We start from the raw sequence: 25,380 nt of genomic DNA on the forward strand, positions 1-25,380 counted from the left end.
CAATCAGCCACGGTAGTAGCGTTGTGGAACAAATGGCAGTTTGCTTACAAGCAAAGGCACCTTTTTCCCACGCACGATCGCCCATACCGGCGTATCGAGAGCGGTATAAGCCGTGTCGAGGTAACCCATGGCCAGCGGGCCGCCCAGGGTCGGACCGAACCCGCCGCTGCATACGCTACCGATGATGTCTCCTGCCTCGTTGACGATCTCCGCCCCCTCACGCACCGGCGTGCGTTCCTGTGGCAACAGGCCGACGCGCTTGCGGCTGACACCGGCTTGCTGCTGAGCGAATACGCTGTCAGCACCAGGGAAGCCGCCGGCCCGCGCACCATCGGCACGCCGGGGTTTGGAGATGGCCCACAGCAGACTTGCCTCGATCGGGGTCGACTCGGTGTTCATGTCGTGCCCATAGAGGCACAGGCCGGCTTCCAGGCGCAGGGAATCGCGCGCGCCAAGGCCGATGGCCGCTACTTCTGGTTCGGCCAGCAGGGCGCGAGCCAGGGCTTCGGCGCTGGCGGCCGGGACGGAGATTTCGAAACCGTCTTCACCGGTGTAGCCCGAACGGCTGACAAGGCAATCCGCGCCCAACAGTTTCACGCGGGCGAACTGCATGAAGGTCATCTTCGCAACTTCAGGTGCCAGGCGCGCGAGCACGGTGACCGCGGCCGGACCTTGCAACGCCAGTAACGCGCGTTCTTCGAACAGCGGCTCGATGGTGCATTGGTCGCCGATGTGCTTGCGCAGATGCGCCAGGTCCTGATCCTTGCAGGCGGCGTTGACCACCAGGAACAGTTTGTCGTTGCCCAGGTTGGCGACCATCAGGTCGTCGAGAATGCCCCCGGTCTCGTTGGTGAACATCGCATAGCGCTGCATGCCTTCGGGCAGGTCGATGATGTCCACCGGCACCAGGGTCTCGAGGGCCTGGGCGGCATTGGCGCCGGTCAGGCGGATCTGGCCCATGTGCGAGACATCGAACAACCCGGCCTGCTCACGGGTGTGCTGGTGTTCTTTCATCACGCCCAGCGGATATTGCACCGGCATGTCATAGCCGGCGAACGGCACCATGCGGGCGCCGAGTTCGATGTGCAGAGCGTGCAGCGGGGTTTTCGACAGTTGTTCGGTGGACATATTCAGCTCCTGAAAATGATGCAGATGCGGGTAAGCGCATCAGCACTCGATAATGTTGACCGCCAAACCGCCACGGGCGGTTTCCTTGTATTTGCTTTTCATGTCGGCGCCGGTCTGGCGCATGGTGCGGATGACCTTGTCGAGGGAGACGAAGTGCTGGCCGTCGCCACGCAGGGCCATGCGCACCGCATTGATGGCCTTGACCGAGCCCATGGCATTGCGCTCGATGCAGGGTACTTGCACCAGCCCGCCGATCGGGTCGCAGGTCAGGCCGAGGTTGTGTTCCATGCCGATTTCGGCGGCGTTTTCCACTTGCTGCACGGTGCCGCCGAGGACTTCGCACAAGGCGCCGGCGGCCATCGAGCAGGCCACGCCGACTTCACCCTGACAGCCGACTTCGGCGCCGGAGATCGAGGCGTTTTCCTTGTACAAAATGCCGATGGCGGCGGCAGTCAGCAGAAAGCGCACGACGCCGTCTTCGGTGGCGCCGGGGATAAAGCGCATGTAGTAATGGAGCACGGCCGGGACGATTCCCGCTGCACCGTTGGTAGGCGCAGTGACGACACGTCCGCCGTTGGCGTTTTCTTCGTTGACCGCCAGGGCGTACAGATTGACCCAGTCCAGTACCGACAGCGGATCGCGCAGTGAAGATTCCGGGTTCTTGCACAACTGCCGATGCAGCGCCGCCGCCCGGCGTTTAACCTTCAAACCACCGGGCAGAATGCCTTCGTTGCGGCAACCGGCGGCGACGCAGTCCTGCATGACTTGCCAGATTTTCAACAGGCCGGCGCGGGTTTCCGCTTCCGGGCGCCAGGCACTTTCGTTGGTCAGCATCACCTGGCTGATCGATAAGCCGTAGGTGCTGCAGTGACCGAGCAGGTCCTTGGCGCTTTTAAACGGGAAGGTCAGCTTGGTGGCATCTTCGACGATGCGGTCGGCGCCGGCGGCGTCTTCATCGACGACGAAACCGCCGCCGACCGAGTAGTACTCGCGGCTGCGGATCTGCAGGCCCGCGGCGTCGAAGGCGCGGAAGATCATGCCGTTGGGGTGATACGCCAGCGGTTTGCGGATCATCGCCAGGTGTTCTTTTTCGTTGAACGCAATGCTGTGTTCACCGAGCAGGTTCAAGCGCCCGCTGCCGCGAATGTCTTGCAGGCGCGCGGCGACGGTTTCGGTGTCCACGGTGTCCGGGTGTTCGCCTTCCAGGCCGAGCAGCACGGCTTTGTCGCTGCCGTGGCCTTTGCCGGTGGCACCGAGGGATCCATAGAGTTCGACTTTGACGCAGGCGGTCGCGGCCAGCAGCTCTTCACGGCGCAAGCCTTCGACGAAACGTGCAGCAGCACGCATCGGGCCGACCGTGTGGGAGCTGGAGGGGCCGATGCCAATCTTGAACAGGTCGAACACGCTTAAAGCCATGGTTGTTCTCCGGTTTTCTTGTTATGGGAATGGCGGAATATCAGGCTTGGTGTATTCCCCTGTGGGAGCTGGCCTGCCAGCGATGGCAGTGTGTCAGGCAACAGAAATGGAGATTGATCCACCGCTATCGCTGGCAGGCCAGCTCCCACAGGTTTTTGTGGTGTTCTGGAAAAAGGGGCAGGTAAACCTGCCCCTCATTGGTTTAAGCGTAGCTTTCGATCGACGGGCAGGCGCAAACCAGGTTGCGATCGCCGAAGACGTTGTCGACCCGGCCGACCGGTGGCCAGTACTTGCCGTCGATCAGCGACGCAACCGGATACACCGCTTGCTCGCGGCTGTACGGATGCGTCCACTCGCCGACCAGCTCTGCCGCGGTGTGCGGAGCGTTTTTCAGCGGGTTGTCGTCCTTGTCCAGGGTGCCGTTTTCCACTGCGCGGATTTCTTCGCGGATGCGGATCATGGCGTCGCAGAAGCGGTCCAGTTCTTCCTTGGATTCGCTTTCGGTTGGCTCGATCATCAGCGTGCCAGCCACCGGGAACGACATGGTCGGGGCGTGGAAGCCGAAGTCGATCAGGCGCTTGGCGACGTCATCGACGCTGATGCCGCTGCTGTCTTTCAGCGGGCGCAGGTCGAGGATGCATTCGTGCGCCACCAGGCCATTGCTGCCGGTGTAGAGCACTGGGTAATGCTCTTCAAGGCGACGGGAAATGTAGTTGGCATTGAGGATCGCCAGTTGCGAGGCGCGTTTGAGACCCGCGCCGCCCATCATCCGGATGTACATCCAGGTGATCGGCAGAATGCTCGCACTGCCGAACGGTGCCGCGCAGACCGCGCCTTCCTTGCGCTCCATCTGGGCGTGGCCCGGCAGGAACGGGGTCAGGTGCGATTTAACGCCAATCGGGCCGACGCCCGGGCCGCCACCGCCGTGGGGGATGCAGAAGGTCTTGTGCAGGTTCAGGTGCGACACGTCGCCGCCGAACTTGCCCGGGGCGCAGAGGCCGACCATGGCGTTCATGTTGGCGCCGTCGATGTACACCTGGCCGCCGTTGTCATGAATGATGCCGCAGATTTCGCGGATGCCTTCCTCGAACACGCCGTGGGTCGATGGATAGGTGATCATCAGCGCGGCGAGGTGTTCGCGGTGCTCGATGGCCTTGGCGCGCAGGTCTTCGATGTCGACGTTGCCACGGGCATCGCAGGCGGTCACGACCACGCGCATACCGGCCATGTTGGCGGTCGCAGGGTTGGTGCCATGGGCGGACGAGGGGATCAGGCAGATGTCGCGACGGTCTTCGCCGCGGCTCTGGTGATAAGCGCGAATCGCCAGCAGGCCGGCGTATTCACCTTGGGAACCGGCGTTCGGTTGCAGCGAGATCGAATCGTAACCGGTGGCGGCGCAGAGCATCGCTTCCAGTTCGTCGGTCAGTTGCTGGTAGCCGGCGCTTTGCTCGGCCGGAGCGAACGGATGCAGGGCGCCGAATTCAGCCCAGGTCACCGGGATCATTTCGCTGGCGGCGTTGAGTTTCATGGTGCAGGAACCCAGCGGGATCATGGTGCGATCCAGGGCCAGGTCCTTGTCGGCGAGCTTGCGCAGGTAGCGCATCAGCTCGGTTTCCGAATGGTAACGGTTGAACACCGGGTGGCTGAGGATTGGCGACTGGCGAACCAGCGCTGCCGGGATCGTGCTTTCAACGCTTGCAGCCAATGCCGCGAAGTCCGGCAGGGTTTTGCCTTCGGCCAGCAGGGCCCACAGGGTTTCCACGTCAGCTTGCGAAGTGGTTTCGTCGAGGGACAGGCCCAGACGTTCGCCATCGATTACGCGCAGATTGATCTGCTGGGCACGCGCCTTGTCGTGCAGCGCGGCAGTTTGCGCACCGGTCTTGATCGTCAGGGTGTCGAAGAAGCTTTCCTGCTCAACGCTCAGACCCAAAGCGCTCAAGCCCTTGGCCAGAATCGCGGTCAGGTGATGTACACGATTGGCGATCTGCGTCAGGCCTTTCGGACCGTGGTACACGGCGTACATGCTGGCGATGTTGGCCAGCAGCACTTGCGCGGTGCAGATGTTGCTGGTGGCCTTTTCGCGACGGATGTGTTGTTCGCGGGTCTGCATCGCCAGGCGCAGCGCCGGTTTGCCGAAACGGTCCACCGAGACGCCGACCAGACGGCCGGGCATGTCGCGCTTGAACGCATCTTTAGTCGAGAAGTAAGCGGCGTGCGGGCCACCGAAGCCCAGCGGCACGCCGAAGCGTTGCGCGCTGCCGATGGCGACGTCGGCGCCGAATTCGCCCGGCGGGGTCAGCACGGTCAGGGCCAGCAGGTCAGCGGCGACCGCGACCAGGGCGTTGGCGGCGTGGAAGCGTTCGGTCAGTTCGCGGTAGTCGAACACATCACCGTTGCTCGCCGGGTACTGCAGCAGGGCGCCGAAGAATGGCGTCACGTCAGTCAGTTCAAGCTCGTCACCGACGACGACGTCGATGCCCAAAGGCTCGGCACGGGTGCGCAGTACGTCGAGGGTTTGCGGGTGGCAATGCACCGAAGCGAAGAACGCGTGGCTGCCCTTGTTCTTGCTCAGGCGCTTGCAGAAGGTCATGGCTTCGGCGGCGGCGGTGGCTTCATCGAGCAGCGAGGCATTGGCGATCGGCAGGCCGGTCAGGTCGCTGATCAGCGTCTGGAAGTTCAGCAGCGCTTCGAGGCGGCCCTGGGAAATCTCCGGCTGGTATGGGGTGTAGGCGGTGTACCAGGCCGGGTTTTCCAGCAGGTTGCGCAGGATCGGTGATGGCGTGTGGGTGCCGTAGTAGCCCTGGCCGATGTAGGTCTTGAACAGCTGGTTTTTGCCGGCGATGGATTTGATCAACGCCAGGGCATCGGCTTCACTCAGGCCGTCGTCCATGCCGAGGACGCTGGTGCCTTTAATGCTTTCGGGAATGACGCTGGCGCTCAGGGCTTCCAGAGAGTCGAAACCGAGGCTGTTGAGCATGGCTTGCTCGTCGCCGGAACGCGGGCCGATGTGGCGGGCGATGAATTCGTTGGCGGTGGTCACATTTACAGAAACAGGAAGTACTTGAGTCATGTTCGCGCTCCTCAGGCTTCGGCGTTGGCTTTGATCAGACGGTCGTAGGCGTCCTGATCGAGCAGTCTGGCGACAGCCGAGGCGTCGGTTGGCTGGAAGCGGAAGAACCAGCCTTCGCCCAGCGGATCTTCGTTGACCAGTTCAGGGCTGCTGTCGAGTGCCGGGTTCACTTCCAGCACTTCTCCGTCCAGTGGCATGTACACGCCGCTGGCCGCTTTTACCGATTCCACGGTGGCGGCTTCAGCGCCTTTGTCGTAGGACTGCAGCTCAGGCAGTTGTACGAAAACCACATCGCCCAGGGCGTTCTGCGCGAAAGCGGTGATGCCGACTGTAACGCTGCCGTCAGCTTCGGTGCGCAGCCATTCGTGATCTTCAGTAAAACGCAATTCGCTCATGGAAACTCCTTGGGGCCAGACTCGTCTGGTGGACGCGATGGAATGCTGGGCAATGCCCTGATTTATGAGTGGTTACTAAGCAAATTTGCGGCCAATGTTATTTATTCGTTATAAATCAAAGGCTTATGTTGTTTTGGCGAAAACCGAGACTGAATGACTGTAGCGAAAACGCTACAGCTGGAGGCGAAGAAAAAAGCCTAGGTGGATCAAAGCCTTGCGCAGCGGTGATCGGAGGAGGGTGTAGCGATATCATTCCGCTGTAGCGCTTTCAGTACAGATGGAGGTCGTTTTTGAACAGGATTCAGTATGAACACAGAACCTGTGGGAGCCAGCCTGCTGGCGATGAGGTTATGTCAGTCGACATCTTTTTTGCCTGACACACCGCAATCGCCAGCAGGCTGGCTCCCACAGGGGGCTACGGTGTGTTTGGGCAATTTCAGGGCTTGTTGGGAATGCCGTACTTGCGTAGTCGATGGGCAATTGCCGTGTGGGAGGTCTGCAGGCGGCTGGCCAGCTGGCGGGTCGAGGGGTAGCTGACGTAGAGTTTTTCCAGCAGTGCCTTTTCGAACTCTTCCATGGCTTGTTCGAGGCTGTCGACTTCGCTGTCGCTCTGACGCGCCACGGAGGTGCCGGCGATGTCCAGGTCGCCAATGTCCACCAGGCTGCTTTCGCAAATCGCCGCAGCACGGAAGATCACGTTCTGCAGTTGCCGCACGTTGCCCGGCCAGCGGTTACCCAGCAATGCCGGATAGGTGCCCGGCGCCAGGCGACAGACCGGACGCTGGATCTGCGCGCAGGCCTGCTGCATGAAATAGCGCGCCAGCAGCAGGATGTCCTGGCCGCGTTCGCGCAGGGGCGGGACTTCGACGTTCAGAACGTTGAGGCGATAGAACAGGTCTTCGCGGAACGATCCTTCGCTGACCATTTTTTCCAGGTTGCGGTGAGTCGCGCTGAGGATCCGTACGTTGACCTTGACCTCACGATCACCACCCACACGACGGAAGCTGCCGTCATTGAGAAACCGCAGCAATTTCGCCTGCAGGTATGGCGACATCTCGCCGATCTCGTCGAGAAACACCGTGCCCTGGTTCGCCAGTTCCATCAGCCCCGGTTTGCCGCCCCGTTGTGCGCCGGTGAAGGCGCCGGGGGCGTAGCCGAACAGCTCGCTTTCGGCGAGGTTCTCCGGCAATGCCGCGCAGTTCAGCGCCAGGAACGGCGAGCTGTGTCGCGCACTGATGGCGTGACAGGCGCGGGCCACCAGTTCTTTGCCGGTGCCGGTTTCGCCCTGGATCAACAAGGGCGCATCGAGGGCCGCGACCCGTTGAGCGCGGGCCTTGAGGGTACGAATCGACGGGGACTCGCCCAGCAATGCATCGAAACCCTCGGCATGGTCGTGATGCAGCGCCGAGAGCCGTTCGCCGATGCGGTTTGGTTGATACAGGGTCAGCAGGGCGCCAGCGTCGGTGATTGGCGTGGCGTCCAGCAACAGGGTCTGGCCGTTGACGGTGATCTCGCGCAGAGGCAGACGGAAGCCGTGTTCCAGCAGCGCGTCCAGCAGGGCCGCGTCGGCGAACAGGTCGGCGACGCTTTCACCGGCCGGTTCGCGACCGTAGAGGGCGATCAGCGCCGGGTTGGCCAGCAGCACCTTGCCGGCGCTGTCCAGGGCCAGCACCGGGTCCGTCATGGCCGCGAGCAGCGCATCGAGTTGCAGGTGCCGACGCTGGCCGGGCAGGATGTCGACCACCGTCACCGCCTGCACGCCATGGACGCTGAACAACGCATCGCGCAGTTCTTCGAGGACCTGCGGGCTCAGGGTCGGGGCGTCGATGTAGACGTTGGGCGGCACCATCTCCACCGCATCCAGATTGAGATTGCGCCCACCGAGCAAGGCCAGGACTTCCTGGGTAATGCCGACGCGGTCGATGAAACTGACGTGGATACGCATGGGGCGGTTTTTGGTTCTGGAGTGCGGAGGGTGGCAAGTATGCCTTGGGGAGGGCCAATGGTGAAATCCTGCGCAGGACTTCAATGCAATGATGATCTCCTGTGGGAGCAAGACCGGCTTGCTCGCGAAGGCGGTGTGTCAGTCGACGTCAACGTTGAATGTCAGATTGCTTTCGCGAGCAGGCTCGCTCCCACAGGGTTGGGGAGCAATTATTCCAGGTGCTCAGGTTTTACCGGGTCGCCGGATTTCACATCCAGCTGCGCCCGCACATCTTCAAACATCGCGTCGTATTCCTTGTGCATCGAACCGATGCTGGCTTCCTTGGGAAGTCCGTATTTCTGCGCGATACGTGTGGCATGGCGGGCGAAGTCGAAGGCCTGGTCCTTAGGCAGGAAGAATTCTTCATTCAGTTCCTTGTCTTCCACCGAGCCATGCATCTTGAACAGCATGCCTTCCTCGGGCTCCTGGCTGACTGCATAGTCGATGCTCAGGTTGTAGCTGTAATCATCGTCGTTCAGCGCGTGACGCTCGATGTGCAGGTGACCGGGCTCGAACGTGGCCATTGGCGTCTCTCCATCAAATAGGCATTGAATCAAGGCAGACCTCGGGCCTGCCCCGAGAGTTTCTTTTACTGGTAACTAACGATGGACCTAACGAAAGTGGAGAGGATATGAGGTTGCTGTTGGCGTAGCGACGGGTCGGGCCCCTTCGCGAGCAGGCTCGCTCCCACATTTGACCGCGTTCGTTCAGGTAAACCCGGGCTACTGTGGGAGCGAGCCTGCTCGCGAAAGCAATCGGACAGTTACCACCACTGCGCGCGGTGGGAACCCAATTCAGCAGCCGGAAGCGCCCACTGCAACGGCGTCCCGATAATCTTCAGCGGCACCTGCAATCGATGCGCCGGCCCCCAGGGCGTCTGTTCAACCAACAATCCCTGATCGCTTTCCTCTTCCGCCCGCAACGGCACATCCGACCCCGCGCCAGCCTCGATCAATAATTTCGCCGTCCGCGCCAGCGACAACCGCGCCGAGCCACCTTGTCCGCTGCTCAACCGCTGCGCCAATAGCCTGATCGCGCTGGCCGCCATCAAATACCCGGTGGCGTGATCGAGCGCTTGCAAGGGCAAGGGTGTCGGTTTGTCCGCGTGTTTCCATTGCATGCCCGCTTCGGCAATGCCGCTGCTCATCTGCACCAGGCTGTCGAAGCCACGGCGGTTCTGCCACGGGCCGCTCCAGCCGTAGGCATTGAGGCAGACGTCGACCAGACCGGGCGCCAGCTGCCGGCGCTCGGCGACACCGTAACCCAGTCGCTCCAGGGCGTCGGCACGGTAGCCGTGGAGCAGGATGTCCGCGTCCTTGAGCAGGCTTTCGAACAGGCAACGATCGGTCTTGTCATGCAGGTCCAGACGCGCACAGCGTTTGCCCAGGGTAACCTCGGGCACCACGCCCGGTTCGTCCCAGGTCGGTGGGTCGATACGCAATACGTCAGCGCCAAGGCCGGCGAGAAAGCGGCTGGCGACGGGGCCGGCGAGCACCCGGGTCAAATCCAGCACCTTGATCCCGGCCAGCGGCTGCGCCACCGAACCCTGCCACGGTGTTGCGACTTGACGGTTGTTGGCGGCGAACTGGATTAGCGGTTCGGCGTTCACCGCCTGACCTTGAGGATGAGCCTGCCACTGCGCCCGGGATCGCATCTCGGCGGCGCAGCCACCGGCATCGACCACGGCTTGTTCCAGGTCGGTTTTGGCCCATTGCGCAACCTTGCTCGCCATCGCTGCGCGGTCGGCACAGGCACCCAGCACTTTTTCGGCCGCGGCGCGGTGATGGGGCGCGTTGGTGTACAGGCGGATCCAGCCGTCCCTGGTCGCGTAGTCTCCCGCGACCGGATCCCACAGCGGTGGCACGCTCCAGCCCGCCGGACGGATCGAAGTCGAGAACCAGAACGAGGCCAGGCGTCGGTCGACCTCAAGGTTGGGCAAGCGACCGGTTTGCTGGTTGAGTAATTCGCTGATGGCCTGGCCGGCGGCGCCAATGCTGGCGCAGGCCAGGTCAGTCACGGCAAACGCCGAGGGCAGGGCGCCCCTCGAGGTGAACGGGATGGGGGTGTGGGGCAAGCCGAGTGCGGCTTGAACGGACGTGAGCAGATCAGTCATCGAAGGCCCTCCGGAGCGAGAGCTCGAGCATAGATCAAACACAGTCCGCCCGGATGAATCCCCGATTGCTGGCCGAACATCCGACCCTGTAGGAGCTGGCTTGCCAGCGAAGGCGGTGTATCAGCCGACATCTCTGTTGACTGACACTCCGCCATCGCAGGCAACCCGGTTCCCACGGCAAATGTGATGGGTTGCTACACCCGGAACTGATCCATCAGTTTCATCTGGCGGGTGGTCAGGGCATTGAGGTGGCTGCTGATCTGCGCCGATTCGGTGGCTTGGCCGGTCAGGGTTTCGGTGACGGTGCGGATGGCCGAAACGTTGCGATTGACCTCTTCGGCCACGGCGCTTTGCTGTTCGGCGGCGCTGGCAATTTGCAGGTTCATGTCGCTGATCACGGTGACCGCGTCGCTGATTTTACTCAAGGCCTGGACTGCTTGCTGGATCTGCCCGGCATTGCTGTGGGCCTGGGTCTGGCTTGAATGCATGGTGGCCACCACGCCGCGGGTGGCGCTTTGGATACGCTCGATCACCAGGCGGATTTCTTCCACCGAGTCTTGCGTGCGTTTGGCCAGGTTGCGTACTTCGTCGGCAACCACCGCAAACCCGCGCCCGCTCTCGCCGGCACGGGCCGCTTCGATGGCGGCGTTGAGCGCCAGCAGGTTGGTTTGCTCGGCGATGCTGCGGATCACTTCCAGCACCGAACCGATCTGTTCGCTGTTGACCGCCAGTGCTTCAACTTCAGTCACCGCCTTGCTGACTTCGTCGGCCAGCTGATTGATGTCGCGGGTGCTGCGCTCGATGATCGACAGGCCATCGCGGGCCGACTGATCGGCGCCTTTTGCAGCGTTGGCGGCGTTGGATGCGCTGTTGGCGACGTCATGAGCGGTAGCGCTCATTTCGTTGGACGCGGTGGCCACCTGGTCGATTTCCCGGAACTGCACCTGCATGCCTTCGCTGGTCTGGCGGGCGATTTCCGAGGATTGGTCGGCCGTGCCGCGGGCGTCGGTGATGCTCTGTTTGATCTGCGCGATGGTCGGCTGCAGCTTGTCGAGAAAGCGGTTGAACCAGTTGACCAGCTCGCCCAGTTCGTCTTTCTTGCTGTAGTGCAGGCGCTGAGTCAGGTCGCCGTCGCCGCTGGCAATCGCCTTGAACATCTCGGCGACGCGGTTGATCGGCCGTGTCACGCCGGACGCGGTGAGCCAGATCAGCAACAGGCCGATCAGGCCGGCAACGACTGCCACCAGCAGCGCTTTGATTGTGCCGCTTTGCTGGGCGTCATCGAGTACGGTTTGCAGCTTCAACGAGTCGGCCAGCAGCACGTGTTTCGGCAGGTCGATCACCACGCCCCAGGCTTTGGAGTCGGGGATCGGGCTGACCGGGTACACCGCACGGATCAGGTCGCCTTGCTGGAGAATTTTTGGTGTGCCCTCGCCGAGTAATTGCAGGACGTCCTTGCCGTCCTTCCCCAGGGTGTCACCGATGCTTTTGCCGACCTTGCTCGCGTCGACGCTGTATCCGGCGAGCACACCGCTGCCAGAAACGATCAGCATGTGCCCGGCGTTGTTGAACAGATCACGCTGTGAATCAACGGCCGCCGCTTGCAGGGAGTCGAGGGCGATGTCCACCCCGACCACGCCGATGGATTTGCCATCCACCAGCAGCGGTACGGAGATGGTGGTCATCAGCATTTCCTTGCCGGCGACGGTGTCGGCATACGGGTCCAGCAGGCAGGTGCGCTTGCTGTCGCGAGGGCAGGTGTACCAGCTGTTATAAGGTGTACCACTGAGGCTCAAGGTGGTCTTGGTCATGTCGTCTTCGACCATGATCGTATTGATCCCGGCACCGCCGGCACGGCTCCAGTAACTGGCGAAACGGCCGGCTTCGTTGGACTGGCGAGCCGCATCGTTGACGAATTCGCTGTCCTTGCCGTCCAGGCCGTCGGGTTCGAATGCCAGCCAGATCCCCAGCACTTTGCTGTTGCGCTCGAACGCGGTTTTCAGACTGTGGTTCAACTCTTCACGCAGGGCGCCGGCCTCCAGCGAATGCTTGGCGGCCATGGCGCGCATGTCCTTGATCTGATCGGCCAGGGCGGTCACTACCAGCAGGCTTTCGCCAAAGGTCTTCTGCACCCGTACCGCTTGCCCGGCCGCCTTGGCCTGAAGCAAATCCTGCACGCTGGCGGTGAACATCTTGCTGCTGGAGGCACTGACCAATTCATCGTTGCGATTGGTCTGGTAGATGTTCATGCCGACGATCAGCACGACCACGCCCAGCAAGCACAGGCCGGACAGCAGAACGATTTTCAGGCGGATGGAGAGAGCGTCGAACATAGGGCGAACTCGAGAATGGATGAGGTGTTGGCTGCAGGTCGGGGCCGACCCGGTTCGCCAAGTCCATTCAGCGCCATTCCTGAACCATCGGCGTGGGGCAGGTTTACATGAGAGCAAGCCGACGAGTGGTCAGCTCCAGATTGGCCTGGGCTTTGGGTTGGCTGTGGCGAGGGAGCTTGCTCCCGTTCGGCTGCGTAGCAGGCGTAAAAACCTGCGCACATGTCGCTCAGGCAAGAGCTTGAGGCCACTTCGCAGCCCAGCGCGAGCAAGCTCGCTCGCCACAGGGGGCGGGTAGTATCAGATAGGTCGGGGGATCGATTCCGGCCGTGACCAGATCCACAGGTTGCCCAGGCTCATACCGCCGATCGCCAGGTAAACCGGCCAGCCATGCTCGAACATCACCAGCATCAACCCGGCGCACAGCAGCATGCTGACGGTGGCACTGACCTTGGCCCGGCGCGCGATGATTTTGCCATTGCGCCAGTTGCACAGGATCGGCCCGAACAGCCAATGGTTTTCCAGCCAGGCACTCAGGCGCGGCGAACTTTTGGTGGCGGCCCAGGCGGCGAGCAGGATGAACTCGGTGGTCGGCAAGCCCGGTATGACGATGGCGATCAGGCCGATGCCGAGGCTGCCGTAGGCCAGCAGGCCGAAGAGGAACCGGGCGAGTTTTGAAGTAGAGTCTGGAAGTTGAGTCATGACCAACATACGCGGGGGTGTCCGGTCGTGTTCAGCGACCGGTTTTTTTGGCAGTTACGGCGGCTGTTACTTAAGCCGGCTGAGCATTGGTCGCGCGTGTTCCGACTGTCCTGAGCAGCAACTCCAGGCGTGCGAAGGCATCTCTGGAGGCCTGATCCACCTGGGCTTCTTCTTCGGCGCTCAGTTGCAGATTGTCGAAGATGGCATTGAATGCTTTCCAGCCTCTTGCGCGACCACCTTGCGGTTCTGCCAGGTGGCGTGCTCCTCTGGTCTGGCTGTAGCCCAGCTCTACAGCGTGTTTGAACAGGATGGCTGCGCCCAGTTTCGAGCCTTCCGAAACCCGAATCCAGGCCAGCGCCTGAGCCCGGGTGGGGGACTGTATTGCGCCTGGAACGGCTTCAGGGATAGCCGACCCCAGATCTGCCAGGTCGGCTTCGGCCGCTTTCACGCGGCAGCGCTCAGGCAAGTCCGCAAAGAGCTTGATCAGCTCCGCGTCGTGGTACAGCGCCTGGATTTCCGATTGGAACAAATACTGCATTTGGACGAATCGGGTGAAGCCGGCATGCGTTTCGGTAGGCGCCCATTCGCTGACGGTATCTTCAAGACGTTTGTGCAGGTCGTGAGTCAGCTCTCTGATGCGCTGGGAGCGCGGGACCGTTGGCTGGCTGGCATCGGAAGCGGGAGTTTGGGAGGCCATGCTGTTCTTTCCTTGAGAAGTCGGTGCTGGATGACTGTCGTTAATGAACTAGACGAACCAGCCGTCGCGGCAGAGTAAAAAAATCCTCGCTGCGCGGCGCTGGACAGCCGCGTAGTGAGGTTGCGAGGATCAGATATCCCAGACCAGATTGACCGCGAAATTGCGCCCCGGCTGGGTCAGGCGATCAAGATTGGCCGGATTGATCACGGCTGCCTCGCCAACGCCGTCATAACCGCGCACGTCATCCCACAGCCAGTACTTCTTGTCGGTCAGGTTGTAGAGGCCGGCGCTGACGGTCACGTCGTCGGTCACCTTGTAGAAGCCGGTCAGATCGAGCATGCCGAAGCCCGGAGACTTGAACTGGCTGCTGACCCCGTCCGGCGTGTTGAAGTTGCTGTCGTCGACACGGTCCTTCTTCTTCACCAGGGTCCAGCTGAGCAGGCCGCCATAGTTGTCCTGGTCGTAACCGAGGCCGAACACACCGGTCATCGGGTTGACGCTATTGATCGGCTCGCCGCTGTCGTTGTTGCGACCGTAGGCGTAAGCCACCGAACCCTGGGTGTACAGGCCCTGTGGCGCACCGAAGGCATCGAGGTTCAAGCGACCCTTGATCTCCGCGCCCTTGATGGTGGCGCGCTTGATGTTGTTGCTCTGGAACGCCAGCTCGTCGTAGCCGGGAGTGATCGCATCTTCGTTGATGAAGTCGCGATACTTGTTATAGAACACCGCCACATCGAACGAGCCGTGCTCGAAATTGCCGCGCAATCCGGTTTCGAAGCTTTTGCTTTTTTCCGGATCGAGGTCCGGGTTCGGTTCCACGCGATAACCGGCGGCGGTGTTATCGAACCGTCCGTACAGTGCCTTGGCGGTGGGCGTGCGGAAACCTTCGGCGTACTGGCCATACCAGGTGTATTGATCGGTCAGGGCATAGGTCAGGCCGAACTTGGGTGAAACCTTGTGCCAGGTTTTGTTCTCGTCGCTCACGGCGCCGCGACCGTCGGCGGCCACAGTGTTGAGGAATTCCTGAGTGATGTGCGGCTTGAGTTGCGTGTAGTCGTAGCGCAGCCCCGGCAGGAAGGTCCATTTATCCCAGCTGATCTGATCCTGGGCAAACATGCTGTAGGTGTTGATGGTCGGGTCCGGGAAGTCACTGGATTTTCTCAGCACATCGCCCGGGCTGACCGCGCCGATGACCCGGCAGCTGCCAGACACCGCAAGGCAAGTGCCGTTGCCGCTGCGCGAGCCGGTGACTTTCTGTTGCTTGATGGTGGTGCCGTAGGTCAACAGGTGCTCGGTGTCGCCGAGGCTGAAAGCCTTATCCAGTTGCGCATCCAGTACCCACTGCTTTTCCTCGTAGAGCGTTTCGCGGGTTCGCAGTACCTGGCGCGAGACCGGGTAGTAAAACTCGGCGGTGCTCTGATCGGTTTTGGCCACCTGATGGTTCAGGCTCCATTTGATGTTGTCCGCCAGCAGGCTGTCGAGGGCGAAGCTGTGTTCCAGGCCGAAACGCTCACGAGTGACCGTGTCGTTACCGGTGCGCCACTGGTACATGCCGCCCGGCAGGATGCTCGCGGGAAGGGTCGGCTGGCCATTGAAGAAGGGCCCGCCGTAAGCGCTTTTCAGGTCGCTGTCGCGGTCGTCCTTGTACTTCTCGTAAGTCAGGCCCAGGCGCGAATCGTCGTTGTAGTTCCAGCCGATCTTGGCCAGTACGTTGTTGGCTCTGACGTCCTCCGGGTTGGCCGCGGTGCGCGCCAGGCCGGTAACGTTGTGGCTGCCATAGGATTCGGTTTCGTGACCGTCACGCTGACTGTAATGCAGCAAACCGTCGAACTGATCGACACGACCGGCGACGGTGGCGGACTTGAGCCAGCTCTCATCGGCGGAGCTGTATCCGGTCTTGAGGCGCGCACCGACGTCCTGGCCAGGCTTGATGATGTCGTCGGGGTCGAGGGTGAAGTAGCTGACCGCGCCGCCGATGGCGTTGCTGCCATAGAGTACCGAGGCCGGGCCGCGCAGGATTTCCACGCGCTTGATGATTTCCGGGTCGACGTAGTTGCGTTGAGTCTTGGCGTAGGGGCCGTTGAAGAAACCATTGGGGATCTCGACGCCGTCGACCTGGGTCAGGATCCGGTCGCCATCGATGCCTCGAATGTTGTAGCCGCTGATCCCACCGCGCTGGCCGGCACCCCCCACCGATACACCCGGTTCGTAGCGCACCAGATCCTTGATGGTGTTGACGTTGTTGCGGTCCAGTTCTTCACGGGTGTGAACGGTGACGGTGGCCGGCACGCTTTCCACGCTCTGTTCCTGGCGAGTGGCGCTGATGGTCATCTGTTGCAGGTTGATAGCGCTGCCGGTGCTGCGCTTCTCCAGCACGATGTTGGTGTTGCCCAGTTTGCGATAGCTCAGGTTGGTCCCCACCAACAGGCGATCCAGGGCTTTCTCCGGCGGCAGCGAGCCGCGTACACCCGGCGATGCCACGCCTTGTCCCAGTTCGGCCGGCAAGCCGACTTGCCAGCCAGTCACGGCGGTAAAGGCATTGAGTGCCGAGACCAGCGATTGCTGAGGGATCGCGAACGAATAGTCGCCGATGTTGCGGGTCGGCTGCCCGTCGGCGGTGGCCGCCATCAGCGGCGCGCTGCCGGCCATCAGGATGGCGGCGGTGAGCAGCGACAGCACGCGCGAAGGTGAAGAGGACTGGCGGGTGAGGCGAGAGGACATCGATAGCGCTCCGGGTCGCACGAATCTTTATAGGTGCTGATTGGCATGTCGAGATGCGAATCAATTGCATTGGCTATAACGAGACGTACGAACATTGGCTATCGAGTAAAAATAATTCTCATTCAGTTCAGGATCACCAGCGCCGGGAATTCCTGCAGGCGGGCCGAGGTGATGTGGGCCAGTGAACGAACCACGTCCAACGGCTGATCGAGGCGATAGTTGCCGGTCACCGCGACGTCGGCCAACTGTTCGTTGGTGTTGATGATCCAGCCTGGATAATAGCGACGCAGTTCCGCCAGCACCTGGTTCAGCGGGCAGTTTTCGAACACCAGTCGGCCCTGGACCCAGGCCAGCTCGGTGGCGGCATCGAGCCTGGCCGGGCGATCGAAACCGTTGGGACCGATGCGGATGCTTTCCCCGGCGGACAAACGGACCCGCGCGTCGCTGCGGGTTGCTTGCAAGTCGACGGCGCCACGTTGCACCCGGACCTGTGCCACGCCATCGAGATAGCGCACCGCGAACGCGGTATCGCGCACGCTGGCCTTGACCGGGCCAGCATCGATTTCCAGCGGCTGGCCGCGATGGGCCGGTACTTCGAAAAAGGCCTCGCCCTGATACAAACGGGCGACACGTTGCTGATCGTTGATGGTGCTGGAGAAGGCTGAATTGGTATTGAGCAGGACGTTCGAACCGTCCTCCAGCTGCAGGCGCTGACGCTCGCCGACCACGGTCAAGTGATCGGCCTGGAGGCGCATCGGCAGGTTGCTGAAGCTGAACAAGCCGAGAATCAGCACGGCGGCCGTGGCCAGGGCTTTGCAGTGCGGCCGCAGGCGCGACAGCACGCTCACCTTCGGTGGCCGCGCGGCCATGTTTTGCGCGCACTGCACGACTTGCGGGCCGTCCCAGATGGCCTGGGCCCTGGCGAACGCTTGCCCATGCAAGGGGTCGGCGGCGAGCCATTCATGGAATTGTCGGGTCTGTTCCTCGCTCGGACTGCCCAGCACGATCAGCCAGTCCAGAGCCTGGTCCATCGCGCTTGCGGAGTCCTGCGCCGGCGAAGGCGGAGGCGAGCGGCGGGTGTCCGTCACGGTGTTTCCTCGGCAGTGTCTGTGCACCGCTGTATTTTTTAATGAAGCCTGGAAGAGAGGCAAGGGTAGCAAAGCCTCCCGGGCTCAGTCGCTGTTCAGGCGCTCGGCGACACCGATGCAGATCGCCATGATCAGCTTCAGTTCTTTCTGCACGGTACTCAACGATACGTCGAGTTTCTCGGCAATCTCCAGATAACTGTGCCCGTGCAGGCGGCTGAGGATGAAGATCTGCTGCTGGCGGCTGCTGAGTTCACTGAGACTCACGTTCAAACGCTCCAGCAATTGTTCGGCATAGGCGGCATCCTCGGCACTGCTGGCGGGGGCCGCGACGCTCTCCACCACGTCCGGCGGAACGTCGTCGAGCATTGTCCTGGACTGGATACGGCGCGCACGCAGATGGTCCAGTGCCAGGTTGCGCGCGGTCTGGAAAACGAAGGGTTCCAGGTGATCGATGGCCCGTTCACTGAGCGCCCGGGTCACGCGCAGGTAGGTTTCCTGCAGGAGGTCTTCGGCGGTGCTGTGATTATTGACCATCCGCTCCAACGTGCGCAGCAGCGAGACTCGCTGGGCGATGAAGACGTGATTGAAACGCGATTGACTCACGGGAGGACCTGATCCATTTCGAGCGAATGATAATGCTTATCATCCGCTCGAGTGGTCAAGTGCTCAATTGTGAAGGTTTATGCACGGCCCAACAGATAGGTTGCGTAATCCGGGATCCGTTGCTGATGCGCCTGGTCCATCAACGGGCTGCTCAGCAGATAGTCGGCGCTGCATTCGTTGCAGGCGACGGGGATGTTCCAGACCGCCGCGACCCGCAGTAAAGCCTTGATATCCGGGTCGTGGGGCTGCGGTTCGAACGGGTCCCAGAAGAACACCAGCATGTCGACCCGTTGCTCGGCGATGCGCCCGCCGAGCTGTTGGTCGCCACCCAGTGGACCGCTGATCATGCTTTCCACGGGCAGGTCGAGACGTTGTTGCAACAACAACCCCGTCGTGCCGGTGGCGACCAGTTCATGTTGTGCGAGCTTGTCTTTGTGGCGCTCGGCCCACTCCAGTAAAAACACTTTGCAATGATCATGGGCAACCAGGGCGATACGCTTGCGCGCCGCCACGGTCTTTTGCGTAAAGCTGATACCGATCATGGGGTTGTTCCATAGGCAACGGGGGGCGTCTGGCTTGCCCGCGAGGGCGCCCGTGAGATCGCCTTCGCCCGCAAGCCAGCTCCTATGAGCAAATTTCGCTTACTCTGCGTTGCACAGCGCCAGGCAGTTATCGAGCATGCGGTTGGAGAAGCCCCATTCGTTGTCGTACCAGGCCAGCACCTTGAGCAGCTTGCCGCTGGATTTGGTGTGGTTGGCGTCGAAAATCGACGACAGCGGGTTATGGTTGAAGTCACTGGAGACCAGCGGCAGGGTGTTGTAGCCGAGGATCTTCGAATGCTGGCTGGCTTCTTTGAGCCGCGCGTTCACTTCATCCGCCGACGCTTCGCGCTTGAGCTGCACCGTCAGGTCCACCAGCGACACATTGATCACCGGTACACGCACCGCCATGCCGGTCAGTTTGCCCGCCAGTTCCGGCAGCACCAGGCCGACCGCTTCGGCAGCGCCGGTCTTGCTCGGGATCATGTTCTGGGTCGCCGAACGGGCGCGGTACGGATCGCTGTGGTAAACGTCGGTCAGGTTCTGATCGTTGGTATAGGCGTGAATAGTGGTCATCAGGCCGCTTTCGATCCCCAGCTCGCGGTGCAGCACCTGGGCCACCGGGGCCAGGCAGTTGGTGGTGCACGAAGCATTGGAAATGATTTGATGCGACTGGCGCAGAATGTCGTGGTTAACGCCATACACCACGGTGGCGTCGGCGCCTTTGGCCGGGGCCGAGATGATCACTTTGCGCGCGCCGGCGCTAATATGCGCGGCAGCTTTGGCCCGGTCGGTGAACAGCCCGGTGCATTCAAACACGACGTCAATCTTTTCCGCGGCCCAGGGCAGCTCGGCCGGGTTGCGAATGGCGCTGACGGCAATACGGTCGCCGTTGACGGTCAGGCTCTCGCGGTCGTGCTGGACATCGGCGTCGAACGTGCCATGAACAGTGTCGTACTTGAGCAGATGAGCGTTGATCGCACTGTCGCCCAAATCATTGATGGCCACGATCTGCAGGTCCTGGCGATAGCCTTGGGTATACAGTGCGCGAAGCACGTTACGGCCAATACGGCCAAAACCATTGATTGCGATTCGAAGAGTCATTTAACAGGGCCGCCGTCGTTTTGTTGTTGGAATTACAAGATTATTCGCATAAAAATAGAAAACAAGCCTTTTTAATGGCAATATTTTGTTCAATCTACAACGAGTGACCTGAACCAACTGGTCCGACCGATCAAGAAAACCGTCTGTCATCCCATCGACAACGGCCCTCGATCAGCATAGACAATCAGGTCGCCACATCCGTTAGCCTGGAGTTCTACACATGCATCCCCGCGTCCTTGAGGTCACCGAACGGCTTATCGCCCGCAGCCGCGCCACACGTGAGGCTTACCTTGCACTGATTCGGGGTGCCGCCAGCGACGGTCCGATGCGCGGCAAGCTGCAATGCGCCAACTTCGCCCACGGCGTGGCTGGCTGCGGCAGCGACGACAAGCACAGTCTGCGGATGATGAACGCCGCCAACATTGCAATTGTTTCGTCATATAACGACATGCTCTCGGCGCATCAGCCGTACGAAGTCTTCCCTGAACAGATCAAAAAGGCCCTGCGCGAAATCGGTTCCGTCGGTCAGTTCGCCGGTGGCACCCCCGCCATGTGCGATGGCGTGACCCAGGGCGAGCCGGGGATGGAGCTGAGCCTGCCCAGCCGCGAAGTGATCGCGCTGTCCACCGCAGTGGCGCTGTCGCACAACATGTTCGACGGCGCGCTGATGCTCGGCATCTGCGACAAGATCGTCCCGGGCCTGATGATGGGCGCGTTGCGTTTCGGTCATCTGCCGACGATCTTCGTGCCGGGCGGACCGATGGTGTCGGGCATTTCCAACAAGCAGAAAGCCGATGTGCGCCAGCGTTACGCCGAAGGCAAGGCCAGCCGCGAAGAGCTGCTGGAGTCGGAAATGAAGTCCTACCACAGCCCCGGCACCTGCACCTTCTACGGCACCGCCAACACCAACCAGTTGCTGATGGAAGTCATGGGCCTGCACTTGCCGGGTGCCTCTTTCGTCAACCCGAACACGCCGTTGCGCGATGCCCTGACCCGCGAAGCGGCGCATCAGGTCACGCGCCTGACCAAGCAGAACGGCCATTTCATGCCGATCGGCGAAATCGTCGACGAGCGTTCACTGGTGAACTCGATCGTCGCCCTGCACGCCACTGGCGGTTCGACCAACCACACCTTGCACATGCCGGCCATCGCCATGGCGGCGGGCATTCAATTGACCTGGCAGGACATGGCCGACCTTTCCGAAGTCGTGCCGACCCTGAGCCACGTCTACCCGAACGGCAAAGCAGACATCAACCACTTCCAGGCGGCGGGCGGCATGTCGTTCCTGATCCGCGAACTGCTGGAAGCCGGGCTGCTGCACGAGAACGTCAACACGGTGCTGGGCCACGGTCTGAGCCGCTACACCATGGAACCGTTCCTCGATAATGGTGAGCTGGTGTGGCGCGAAGGCCCGACCGACAGCCTCGACGAAAACATCCTGCGGCCGGTGGCACGCGCGTTCTCCCCTGAAGGTGGCTTGCGCGTCATGGAAGGCAACCTGGGTCGGGGCGTGATGAAAGTCTCGGCGGTCGCTCTGGAAAACCAGATCGTCGAAGCACCGGCGATGGTGTTCCAGGATCAGCAGGACCTGGCCGATGCGTTCAAGGCCGGTTTGCTGGAGAAGGACTTCGTTGCCGTGATGCGCTTCCAGGGCCCGCGCTCCAACGGCATGCCGGAATTGCACAAGATGACGCCGTTCCTCGGCGTGCTGCAGGATCGTGGCTTCAAAGTGGCACTGGTGACCGACGGACGTATGTCCGGTGCTTCCGGGAAGATCCCGGCGGCGATTCATGTCAGCCCCGAAGCTTACGTGGGCGGCGCTTTGGCGCGGGTGCAAGAGGGCGATATCATCCGCGTCGATGGCGTCGAGGGCACTCTGGAGCTTAAGGTAGACGCCGAGGAATTCGCAGCGCGCGAACCTGCCAAGGGCCTGTTGGGCAATAACATCGGCAGCGGTCGCGAACTGTTTGGTTTCATGCGCATGGCCTTCAGCTCCGCAGAGCAGGGCGCCAGCGCCTTTACTTCTGCCCTGGAGACGCTTAATTGAAACTGGCTTTGGTCGGTGACATCGGTGGGACCAACGCACGTTTCGCGTTGTGGAAAAACCAGCAGCTGGAGTCGATCCAGGTGCTGGCGACGGCAGACCACGCCAGCCCGGAAGAGGCCATCGGCCTCTACCTGAGCGGGCTCGGCCTGGCGCCGGGGTCGATCGGTTCGGTGTGCCTGTCGGTGGCCGGTCCGGTCGGCGGCGATGAGTTCAAGTTCACCAACAATCATTGGCGGCTCAGTCGCCAGGGGTTCTGCAAGCTGTTGCAGGTGGACCGACTGCTGCTGGTCAACGATTTCTCGGCCATGGCCCTGGGCATGACCCGCTTGCAGCCGGACGAATTTCGCGTGGTCTGCGAAGGTACCCCGGAACCGTTGCGGCCCGCGGTGGTGATCGGGCCCGGCACGGGTCTTGGCGTCGGTACCTTGCTGGACCTGGGCGAAGGCCGGTTCGCTGCGTTGCCGGGGGAGGGCGGCCACGTTGACTTGCCCTTGAGCAGCCGGCGCGAAATCCAGCTATGGCAACACATCTTCACCGAGATCGGGCATGTCAGCGCGGAAACGGCGTTGAGTGGCAGCGGCTTGCCACGGGTTTATCGGGCGATCTGTGCGGTGGACGGCCACGACGCCGTGCTCGACACCCCGGAATCGATTACCGCCGCCGGCCTGGCGGGTGATCCGATTGCCCTGGAAGTGCTTGAGCAGTTCTGCTGCTGGCTCGGTCGCGTGGCCGGCAACAATGTGCTGACCACCGGTGCACGCGGTGGCGTGTACATCGTCGGTGGGGTGATACCGCGGTTTGCCGACTTCTTCATCGAAAGCGGTTTTGCCCGGTGCTTCGCCGACAAGGGCTGCATGAGCGATTACTTCAAGGGCATTCCGGTGTGGCTGGTGACGGCGCCGTATTCGGGCCTTGTTGGCGCGGGTGTGGCGCTGGATCAGTCCATTCCAGCCTGAAATGCGATCCTGTGGGAGCGAGCCTGCTCGCGATGGCGGTGTGTCAGTCAACAAGGATGTTGAATGTGATGGCCCCATCGCGAGCAGGCTCGCTCCCACAATTGGTTCTGCGGTGTTTGTAGATTTCGTGCTTAAGGCATAATCCGCCCAACTCAAATAACAAGGACGCCGCCCCGTGAGCTCAGTCAACAAGTCGATTTTGTTGGTCGATGACGATCAAGAGATACGCGAGTTGCTGGACACCTACCTGACCCGCGCCGGTTTCCAGGTCCGCACCACCCCCGATGGCGCCGGCTTTCGCCAGGCCATGAACGAGGCGCCGAGCGACCTGGTGATCCTCGACGTGATGCTCCCGGACGAAGACGGTTTCAGTCTGTGCCGCTGGATTCGCCAGCACCCGCGTCAGGCCCAGGTGCCGATCATCATGCTCACCGCCAGTTCCGACGAAGCGGACCGTGTCATTGGCCTGGAGCTGGGCGCCGACGACTACCTTGGCAAGCCCTTCAGCCCCCGTGAATTGCAGGCGCGGATCAAAGCACTGCTGCGTCGCGCGCAATTCGGCCAGGAACGTTCCGGCGGTGAAGTGCTGGCCTTCGACGACTGGCGCCTGGACATGGTCAGTCATCGGCTGTTCCACATCGACGGCGAAGAAGTGATCCTCTCCGGCGCCGATTTCGCCCTGCTGAAACTGTTCCTCGATCACCCTCAGGAAATCCTCGACCGCGACACCATCGGCAACGCCACCCGTGGCCGCGATCTGATGCCCCTGGATCGCATCGTCGACATGGCCGTCAGCCGTCTGCGTCAGCGTCTGCGCGACACTGAAAAACCGCCGCGGCTGATCCGTACCGTGCGCGGCAGCGGCTACCAACTGGCCGCCAATGTGGTTGCCGGCAATGGTCACTGAGTTTTTCCGCAAGCTCGCCGCCAAGGTGCCGGTGCCGCGTTCGCTGCTCGGGCGCATGTTGCTGCTGACCTTGCTCGCGGTGCTGTTTGCCCAGGCGCTGTCGAGCGTGATCTGGGTCTCGCAACTGCGCGCCACGCAGCTGGAAGGCCTGGTCACCAGTGCCCGCAGCCTGGCGCATTCGATGACCGCCAGCGTCAGTTACTTCCGCTCGTTGCCCGTGGCGTTCCGGCCGCTGGTGCTCGATCAGTTGCGCAGCATGGGCGGCACCCGGTTCGTGGTGACACTCAACGACAAACCCTTGGGCATGGAAGTATTGCCGATCACCCCGCGCAAAGCGGCGGTGCTCAAGGCGGTTGATGAAGTGCTGCGCCAGTCCCTGGGTCAGGACACGGATATCTCCGTGACGTTCGTCAGCCCCGAAGACCTGCGGATTTTCAACGGTGGCCTGAAACTCGACGAGTTGCCGCGCTCCTGGGCGCATTACGCACTGACTCTGGAGCCGGTCAATCCACCGGTGCTGGTCACGCAGATCCAGATGGCGCCGGGGGAGTGGCTGTACATCGCTTCGCTGTTGCCCGAGCCGTATACCAGCCTTGAAGAGCAGGGGCTGCCGGCGCAACAAGTCTGGTTCATCGTCCTCACCAGTGGTTTTCTGCTGTTGTTCATCGGCTTGCTGGTGCACTGGCAGAGCCGACCGCTCAAGCGTCTTGCACGGGCGGCACGGGATATGTCCCTGGGGGCGGAAGTCGAGCCCGTGGCGGAAGGCGGCGGCAGTGAAGTGGTCGAAGTGGGTCGCGCCTTCAACGCGATGCGTGAGCGTATCAGCCGTTACCTGACCGAACGCAGCCAGTTGTTCAGCGCGATTTCCCATGACCTGCGCACGCCGATTACCCGCCTGCGCCTGCGGGTGGAGCTGCTCGAAGACGAAAAACTGCAAGCCAAGTTCGGCCGCGACCTGGATGAGCTGGAACTGCTGGTCAAAGGCGCGCTGCAATGTGTGAAAGACACCGACATCCACGAAAACATCGAACCGGTGGACCTCAATCATGTGCTCGATTGCCTGGTGGAGCCGTATCTTGCACCCAACGGCAATGGCCGGGTGACCCAGCAGGGGCGGGCGCTGGCGGCGTATCCCGGTAAGCCGTTGGCGCTCAAGCGTTGCATTGGCAACCTGATCGACAACGCCTTGAAGTATGGACAGAAAGCGCACCTGCACATCGATGACGATGAAAGCGCATTTGTCCTGCATGTCGATGATGAAGGGCCGGGGGTTCCGCAGCAGCGGATGGAGCAGGTGTTCGAACCGCACTTTCGCTTGGCCGGACAGCAGCAGGGGTATGGGTTGGGGTTGGGGATTGCGCGCAATATTGCGCATAGCCATGGGGGGGAGGTCAGCCTGCAGAATTTGCGTGAAGGCGGGTTAAGGGTGACGTTGCAATTGCCGCGCAGTGTTGATTAGGCACACCGCGTTATCGTTCTTCGCGAGCAGGCTCGCTCCCACAGTGGATTTGTGTACGACGCATAACCCCCTGTGGGAGCGAGCCTGCTCGCGAAGACGTCAGCCGATTCAACACATTCCT

The 25,380-nt window shown here is 61.8% G+C and carries 19 protein-coding genes and 1 pseudogene; 4 read left to right on the forward strand and 16 right to left on the reverse strand.

Translation table 11 applies throughout. The features are described 5' to 3' along the window. Positions 1–3: 3 nt before the first annotated feature. The 16 genes and pseudogenes from gcvT to gap all read right to left on the reverse strand — a co-directional run bounded on the left by gcvT (position 4) and on the right by gap (position 19,890). A complete protein-coding gene (gene gcvT, locus ACA041_RS05900) occupies positions 4–1,128 on the reverse strand; it encodes a glycine cleavage system aminomethyltransferase GcvT (protein ID WP_497440278.1) in 1,125 nt (374 codons plus the stop codon). Between the two features lie 39 nt (positions 1,129–1,167). Then, complete coding sequence (locus ACA041_RS05905; protein ID WP_497440279.1) at positions 1,168–2,544, reverse strand: L-serine ammonia-lyase; 1,377 nt, start codon at positions 2,542–2,544, stop codon at positions 1,168–1,170. A 202-nt stretch (positions 2,545–2,746) separates the two neighbouring features. Continuing rightward, complete coding sequence (gcvP, locus tag ACA041_RS05910; RefSeq protein WP_497440280.1) at positions 2,747–5,614, reverse strand: aminomethyl-transferring glycine dehydrogenase; 2,868 nt, start codon at positions 5,612–5,614, stop codon at positions 2,747–2,749. Between the two features lie 11 nt (positions 5,615–5,625). Then, complete coding sequence (gcvH, locus tag ACA041_RS05915; protein WP_497440281.1) at positions 5,626–6,009, reverse strand: glycine cleavage system protein GcvH; 384 nt, start codon at positions 6,007–6,009, stop codon at positions 5,626–5,628. Positions 6,010–6,445: 436 nt separating this feature from the next. Further along, on the reverse strand, positions 6,446–7,954 hold the full coding sequence (gcsR, locus tag ACA041_RS05920; protein WP_497440282.1) for a transcriptional regulator GcsR: 1,509 nt from the start codon (positions 7,952–7,954) through the stop codon (positions 6,446–6,448). Positions 7,955–8,163: 209 nt separating this feature from the next. Further along, the gene (locus ACA041_RS05925; RefSeq protein ID WP_497440283.1) at positions 8,164–8,517 is read right to left on the reverse strand and encodes a DUF5064 family protein; all 354 of its coding nucleotides are present in this window, start codon (positions 8,515–8,517) and stop codon (positions 8,164–8,166) included. 239 nt (positions 8,518–8,756) lie between these two features. Beyond that, the gene (locus tag ACA041_RS05930; RefSeq protein ID WP_497440284.1) at positions 8,757–10,106 is read right to left on the reverse strand and encodes a CoA transferase; all 1,350 of its coding nucleotides are present in this window, start codon (positions 10,104–10,106) and stop codon (positions 8,757–8,759) included. 194 nt (positions 10,107–10,300) lie between these two features. Beyond that, positions 10,301–11,056, reverse strand: coding sequence for a methyl-accepting chemotaxis protein (locus tag ACA041_RS05935; RefSeq protein ID WP_497442013.1), 756 nt, complete (start codon positions 11,054–11,056; stop codon positions 10,301–10,303). A 102-nt stretch (positions 11,057–11,158) separates the two neighbouring features. Continuing rightward, positions 11,159–12,439: pseudogene (locus tag ACA041_RS05940) on the reverse strand (methyl-accepting chemotaxis protein); the annotation flags it as partial. Positions 12,440–12,736: 297 nt separating this feature from the next. Continuing rightward, entirely contained in the window at positions 12,737–13,138 is a 402-nt protein-coding gene (locus tag ACA041_RS05945; RefSeq protein WP_497440285.1) for a YbaN family protein, read from the reverse strand. A 70-nt stretch (positions 13,139–13,208) separates the two neighbouring features. After that, positions 13,209–13,835 carry a biliverdin-producing heme oxygenase gene (locus ACA041_RS05950; RefSeq protein ID WP_497440286.1) on the reverse strand — a complete coding sequence of 209 codons (627 nt, stop codon included), beginning with the start codon at positions 13,833–13,835 and terminating at the stop codon, positions 13,209–13,211. A 129-nt stretch (positions 13,836–13,964) separates the two neighbouring features. Further along, positions 13,965–16,556 (reverse strand): TonB-dependent receptor, encoded by a 2,592-nt coding sequence (locus tag ACA041_RS05955; protein WP_497440287.1) that lies wholly within the window; start codon positions 16,554–16,556, stop codon positions 13,965–13,967. A gap of 122 nt (positions 16,557–16,678) precedes the next feature. Further along, positions 16,679–17,644 carry a FecR family protein gene (locus ACA041_RS05960; protein WP_497440288.1) on the reverse strand — a complete coding sequence of 322 codons (966 nt, stop codon included), beginning with the start codon at positions 17,642–17,644 and terminating at the stop codon, positions 16,679–16,681. An 84-nt stretch (positions 17,645–17,728) separates the two neighbouring features. Then, positions 17,729–18,247 (reverse strand): RNA polymerase sigma factor, encoded by a 519-nt coding sequence (locus ACA041_RS05965; RefSeq protein WP_497440289.1) that lies wholly within the window; start codon positions 18,245–18,247, stop codon positions 17,729–17,731. Positions 18,248–18,324: 77 nt separating this feature from the next. Beyond that, positions 18,325–18,789, reverse strand: coding sequence for a methylglyoxal synthase (locus tag ACA041_RS05970; protein ID WP_497440290.1), 465 nt, complete (start codon positions 18,787–18,789; stop codon positions 18,325–18,327). A 99-nt stretch (positions 18,790–18,888) separates the two neighbouring features. Further along, positions 18,889–19,890, reverse strand: a complete 1,002-nt coding sequence (gene gap / locus ACA041_RS05975; protein ID WP_497440291.1) for a type I glyceraldehyde-3-phosphate dehydrogenase — start codon at positions 19,888–19,890, stop codon at positions 18,889–18,891. Between the two features lie 220 nt (positions 19,891–20,110). On the opposite strand from gap, the gene edd reads away from it, so the two are divergent. The 4 genes from edd to ACA041_RS05995 all read left to right on the forward strand — a co-directional run bounded on the left by edd (position 20,111) and on the right by ACA041_RS05995 (position 25,259). Further along, complete coding sequence (gene edd / locus ACA041_RS05980; RefSeq protein ID WP_497440292.1) at positions 20,111–21,937, forward strand: phosphogluconate dehydratase; 1,827 nt, start codon at positions 20,111–20,113, stop codon at positions 21,935–21,937. Then, entirely contained in the window at positions 21,934–22,893 is a 960-nt protein-coding gene (locus ACA041_RS05985; protein WP_497440293.1) for a glucokinase, read from the forward strand. Before edd ends, ACA041_RS05985 begins: the two co-directional genes overlap by 4 nt. Before the next feature lie 175 nt (positions 22,894–23,068). Beyond that, positions 23,069–23,800, forward strand: a complete 732-nt coding sequence (locus tag ACA041_RS05990) for a response regulator (protein WP_497440294.1) — start codon at positions 23,069–23,071, stop codon at positions 23,798–23,800. Continuing rightward, entirely contained in the window at positions 23,790–25,259 is a 1,470-nt protein-coding gene (locus ACA041_RS05995; RefSeq protein WP_497440295.1) for an ATP-binding protein, read from the forward strand. The genes ACA041_RS05990 and ACA041_RS05995 overlap by 11 nt, the downstream gene beginning before the upstream one ends. Positions 25,260–25,380 lie beyond the last annotated feature (121 nt).

Source organism: Pseudomonas sp. LBUM1676, assembly GCF_059695605.1.

Bases quoted from the DNA above. Each gene is read 5' to 3' on its own strand.
- ACA041_RS05925 (WP_497440283.1), bottom strand. From the start codon at position 8,517: ATGGCCACGTTCGAGCCCGGTCACCTGCACATCGAGCGTCACGCGCTG.
- ACA041_RS05970 (WP_497440290.1), bottom strand. From the start codon at position 18,789: ATGATCGGTATCAGCTTTACGCAAAAGACCGTGGCGGCGCGCAAGCGT.
- gap (WP_497440291.1), bottom strand. From the start codon at position 19,890: ATGACTCTTCGAATCGCAATCAATGGTTTTGGCCGTATTGGCCGTAAC.
- gcvP (WP_497440280.1), bottom strand. From the start codon at position 5,614: ATGACTCAAGTACTTCCTGTTTCTGTAAATGTGACCACCGCCAACGAA.
- gcvH (WP_497440281.1), bottom strand. From the start codon at position 6,009: ATGAGCGAATTGCGTTTTACTGAAGATCACGAATGGCTGCGCACCGAA.
- edd (WP_497440292.1), top strand. From the start codon at position 20,111: ATGCATCCCCGCGTCCTTGAGGTCACCGAACGGCTTATCGCCCGCAGC.
- ACA041_RS05930 (WP_497440284.1), bottom strand. From the start codon at position 10,106: ATGACTGATCTGCTCACGTCCGTTCAAGCCGCACTCGGCTTGCCCCAC.
- ACA041_RS05995 (WP_497440295.1), top strand. From the start codon at position 23,790: ATGGTCACTGAGTTTTTCCGCAAGCTCGCCGCCAAGGTGCCGGTGCCG.
- gcsR (WP_497440282.1), bottom strand. From the start codon at position 7,954: ATGCGTATCCACGTCAGTTTCATCGACCGCGTCGGCATTACCCAGGAA.
- ACA041_RS05955 (WP_497440287.1), bottom strand. From the start codon at position 16,556: ATGTCCTCTCGCCTCACCCGCCAGTCCTCTTCACCTTCGCGCGTGCTG.
- ACA041_RS05905 (WP_497440279.1), bottom strand. From the start codon at position 2,544: ATGGCTTTAAGCGTGTTCGACCTGTTCAAGATTGGCATCGGCCCCTCC.
- ACA041_RS05935 (WP_497442013.1), bottom strand. From the start codon at position 11,056: ATGCAGGTGCAGTTCCGGGAAATCGACCAGGTGGCCACCGCGTCCAAC.
- gcvT (WP_497440278.1), bottom strand. From the start codon at position 1,128: ATGTCCACCGAACAACTGTCGAAAACCCCGCTGCACGCTCTGCACATC.
- ACA041_RS05950 (WP_497440286.1), bottom strand. From the start codon at position 13,835: ATGGCCTCCCAAACTCCCGCTTCCGATGCCAGCCAGCCAACGGTCCCG.
- ACA041_RS05945 (WP_497440285.1), bottom strand. From the start codon at position 13,138: ATGACTCAACTTCCAGACTCTACTTCAAAACTCGCCCGGTTCCTCTTC.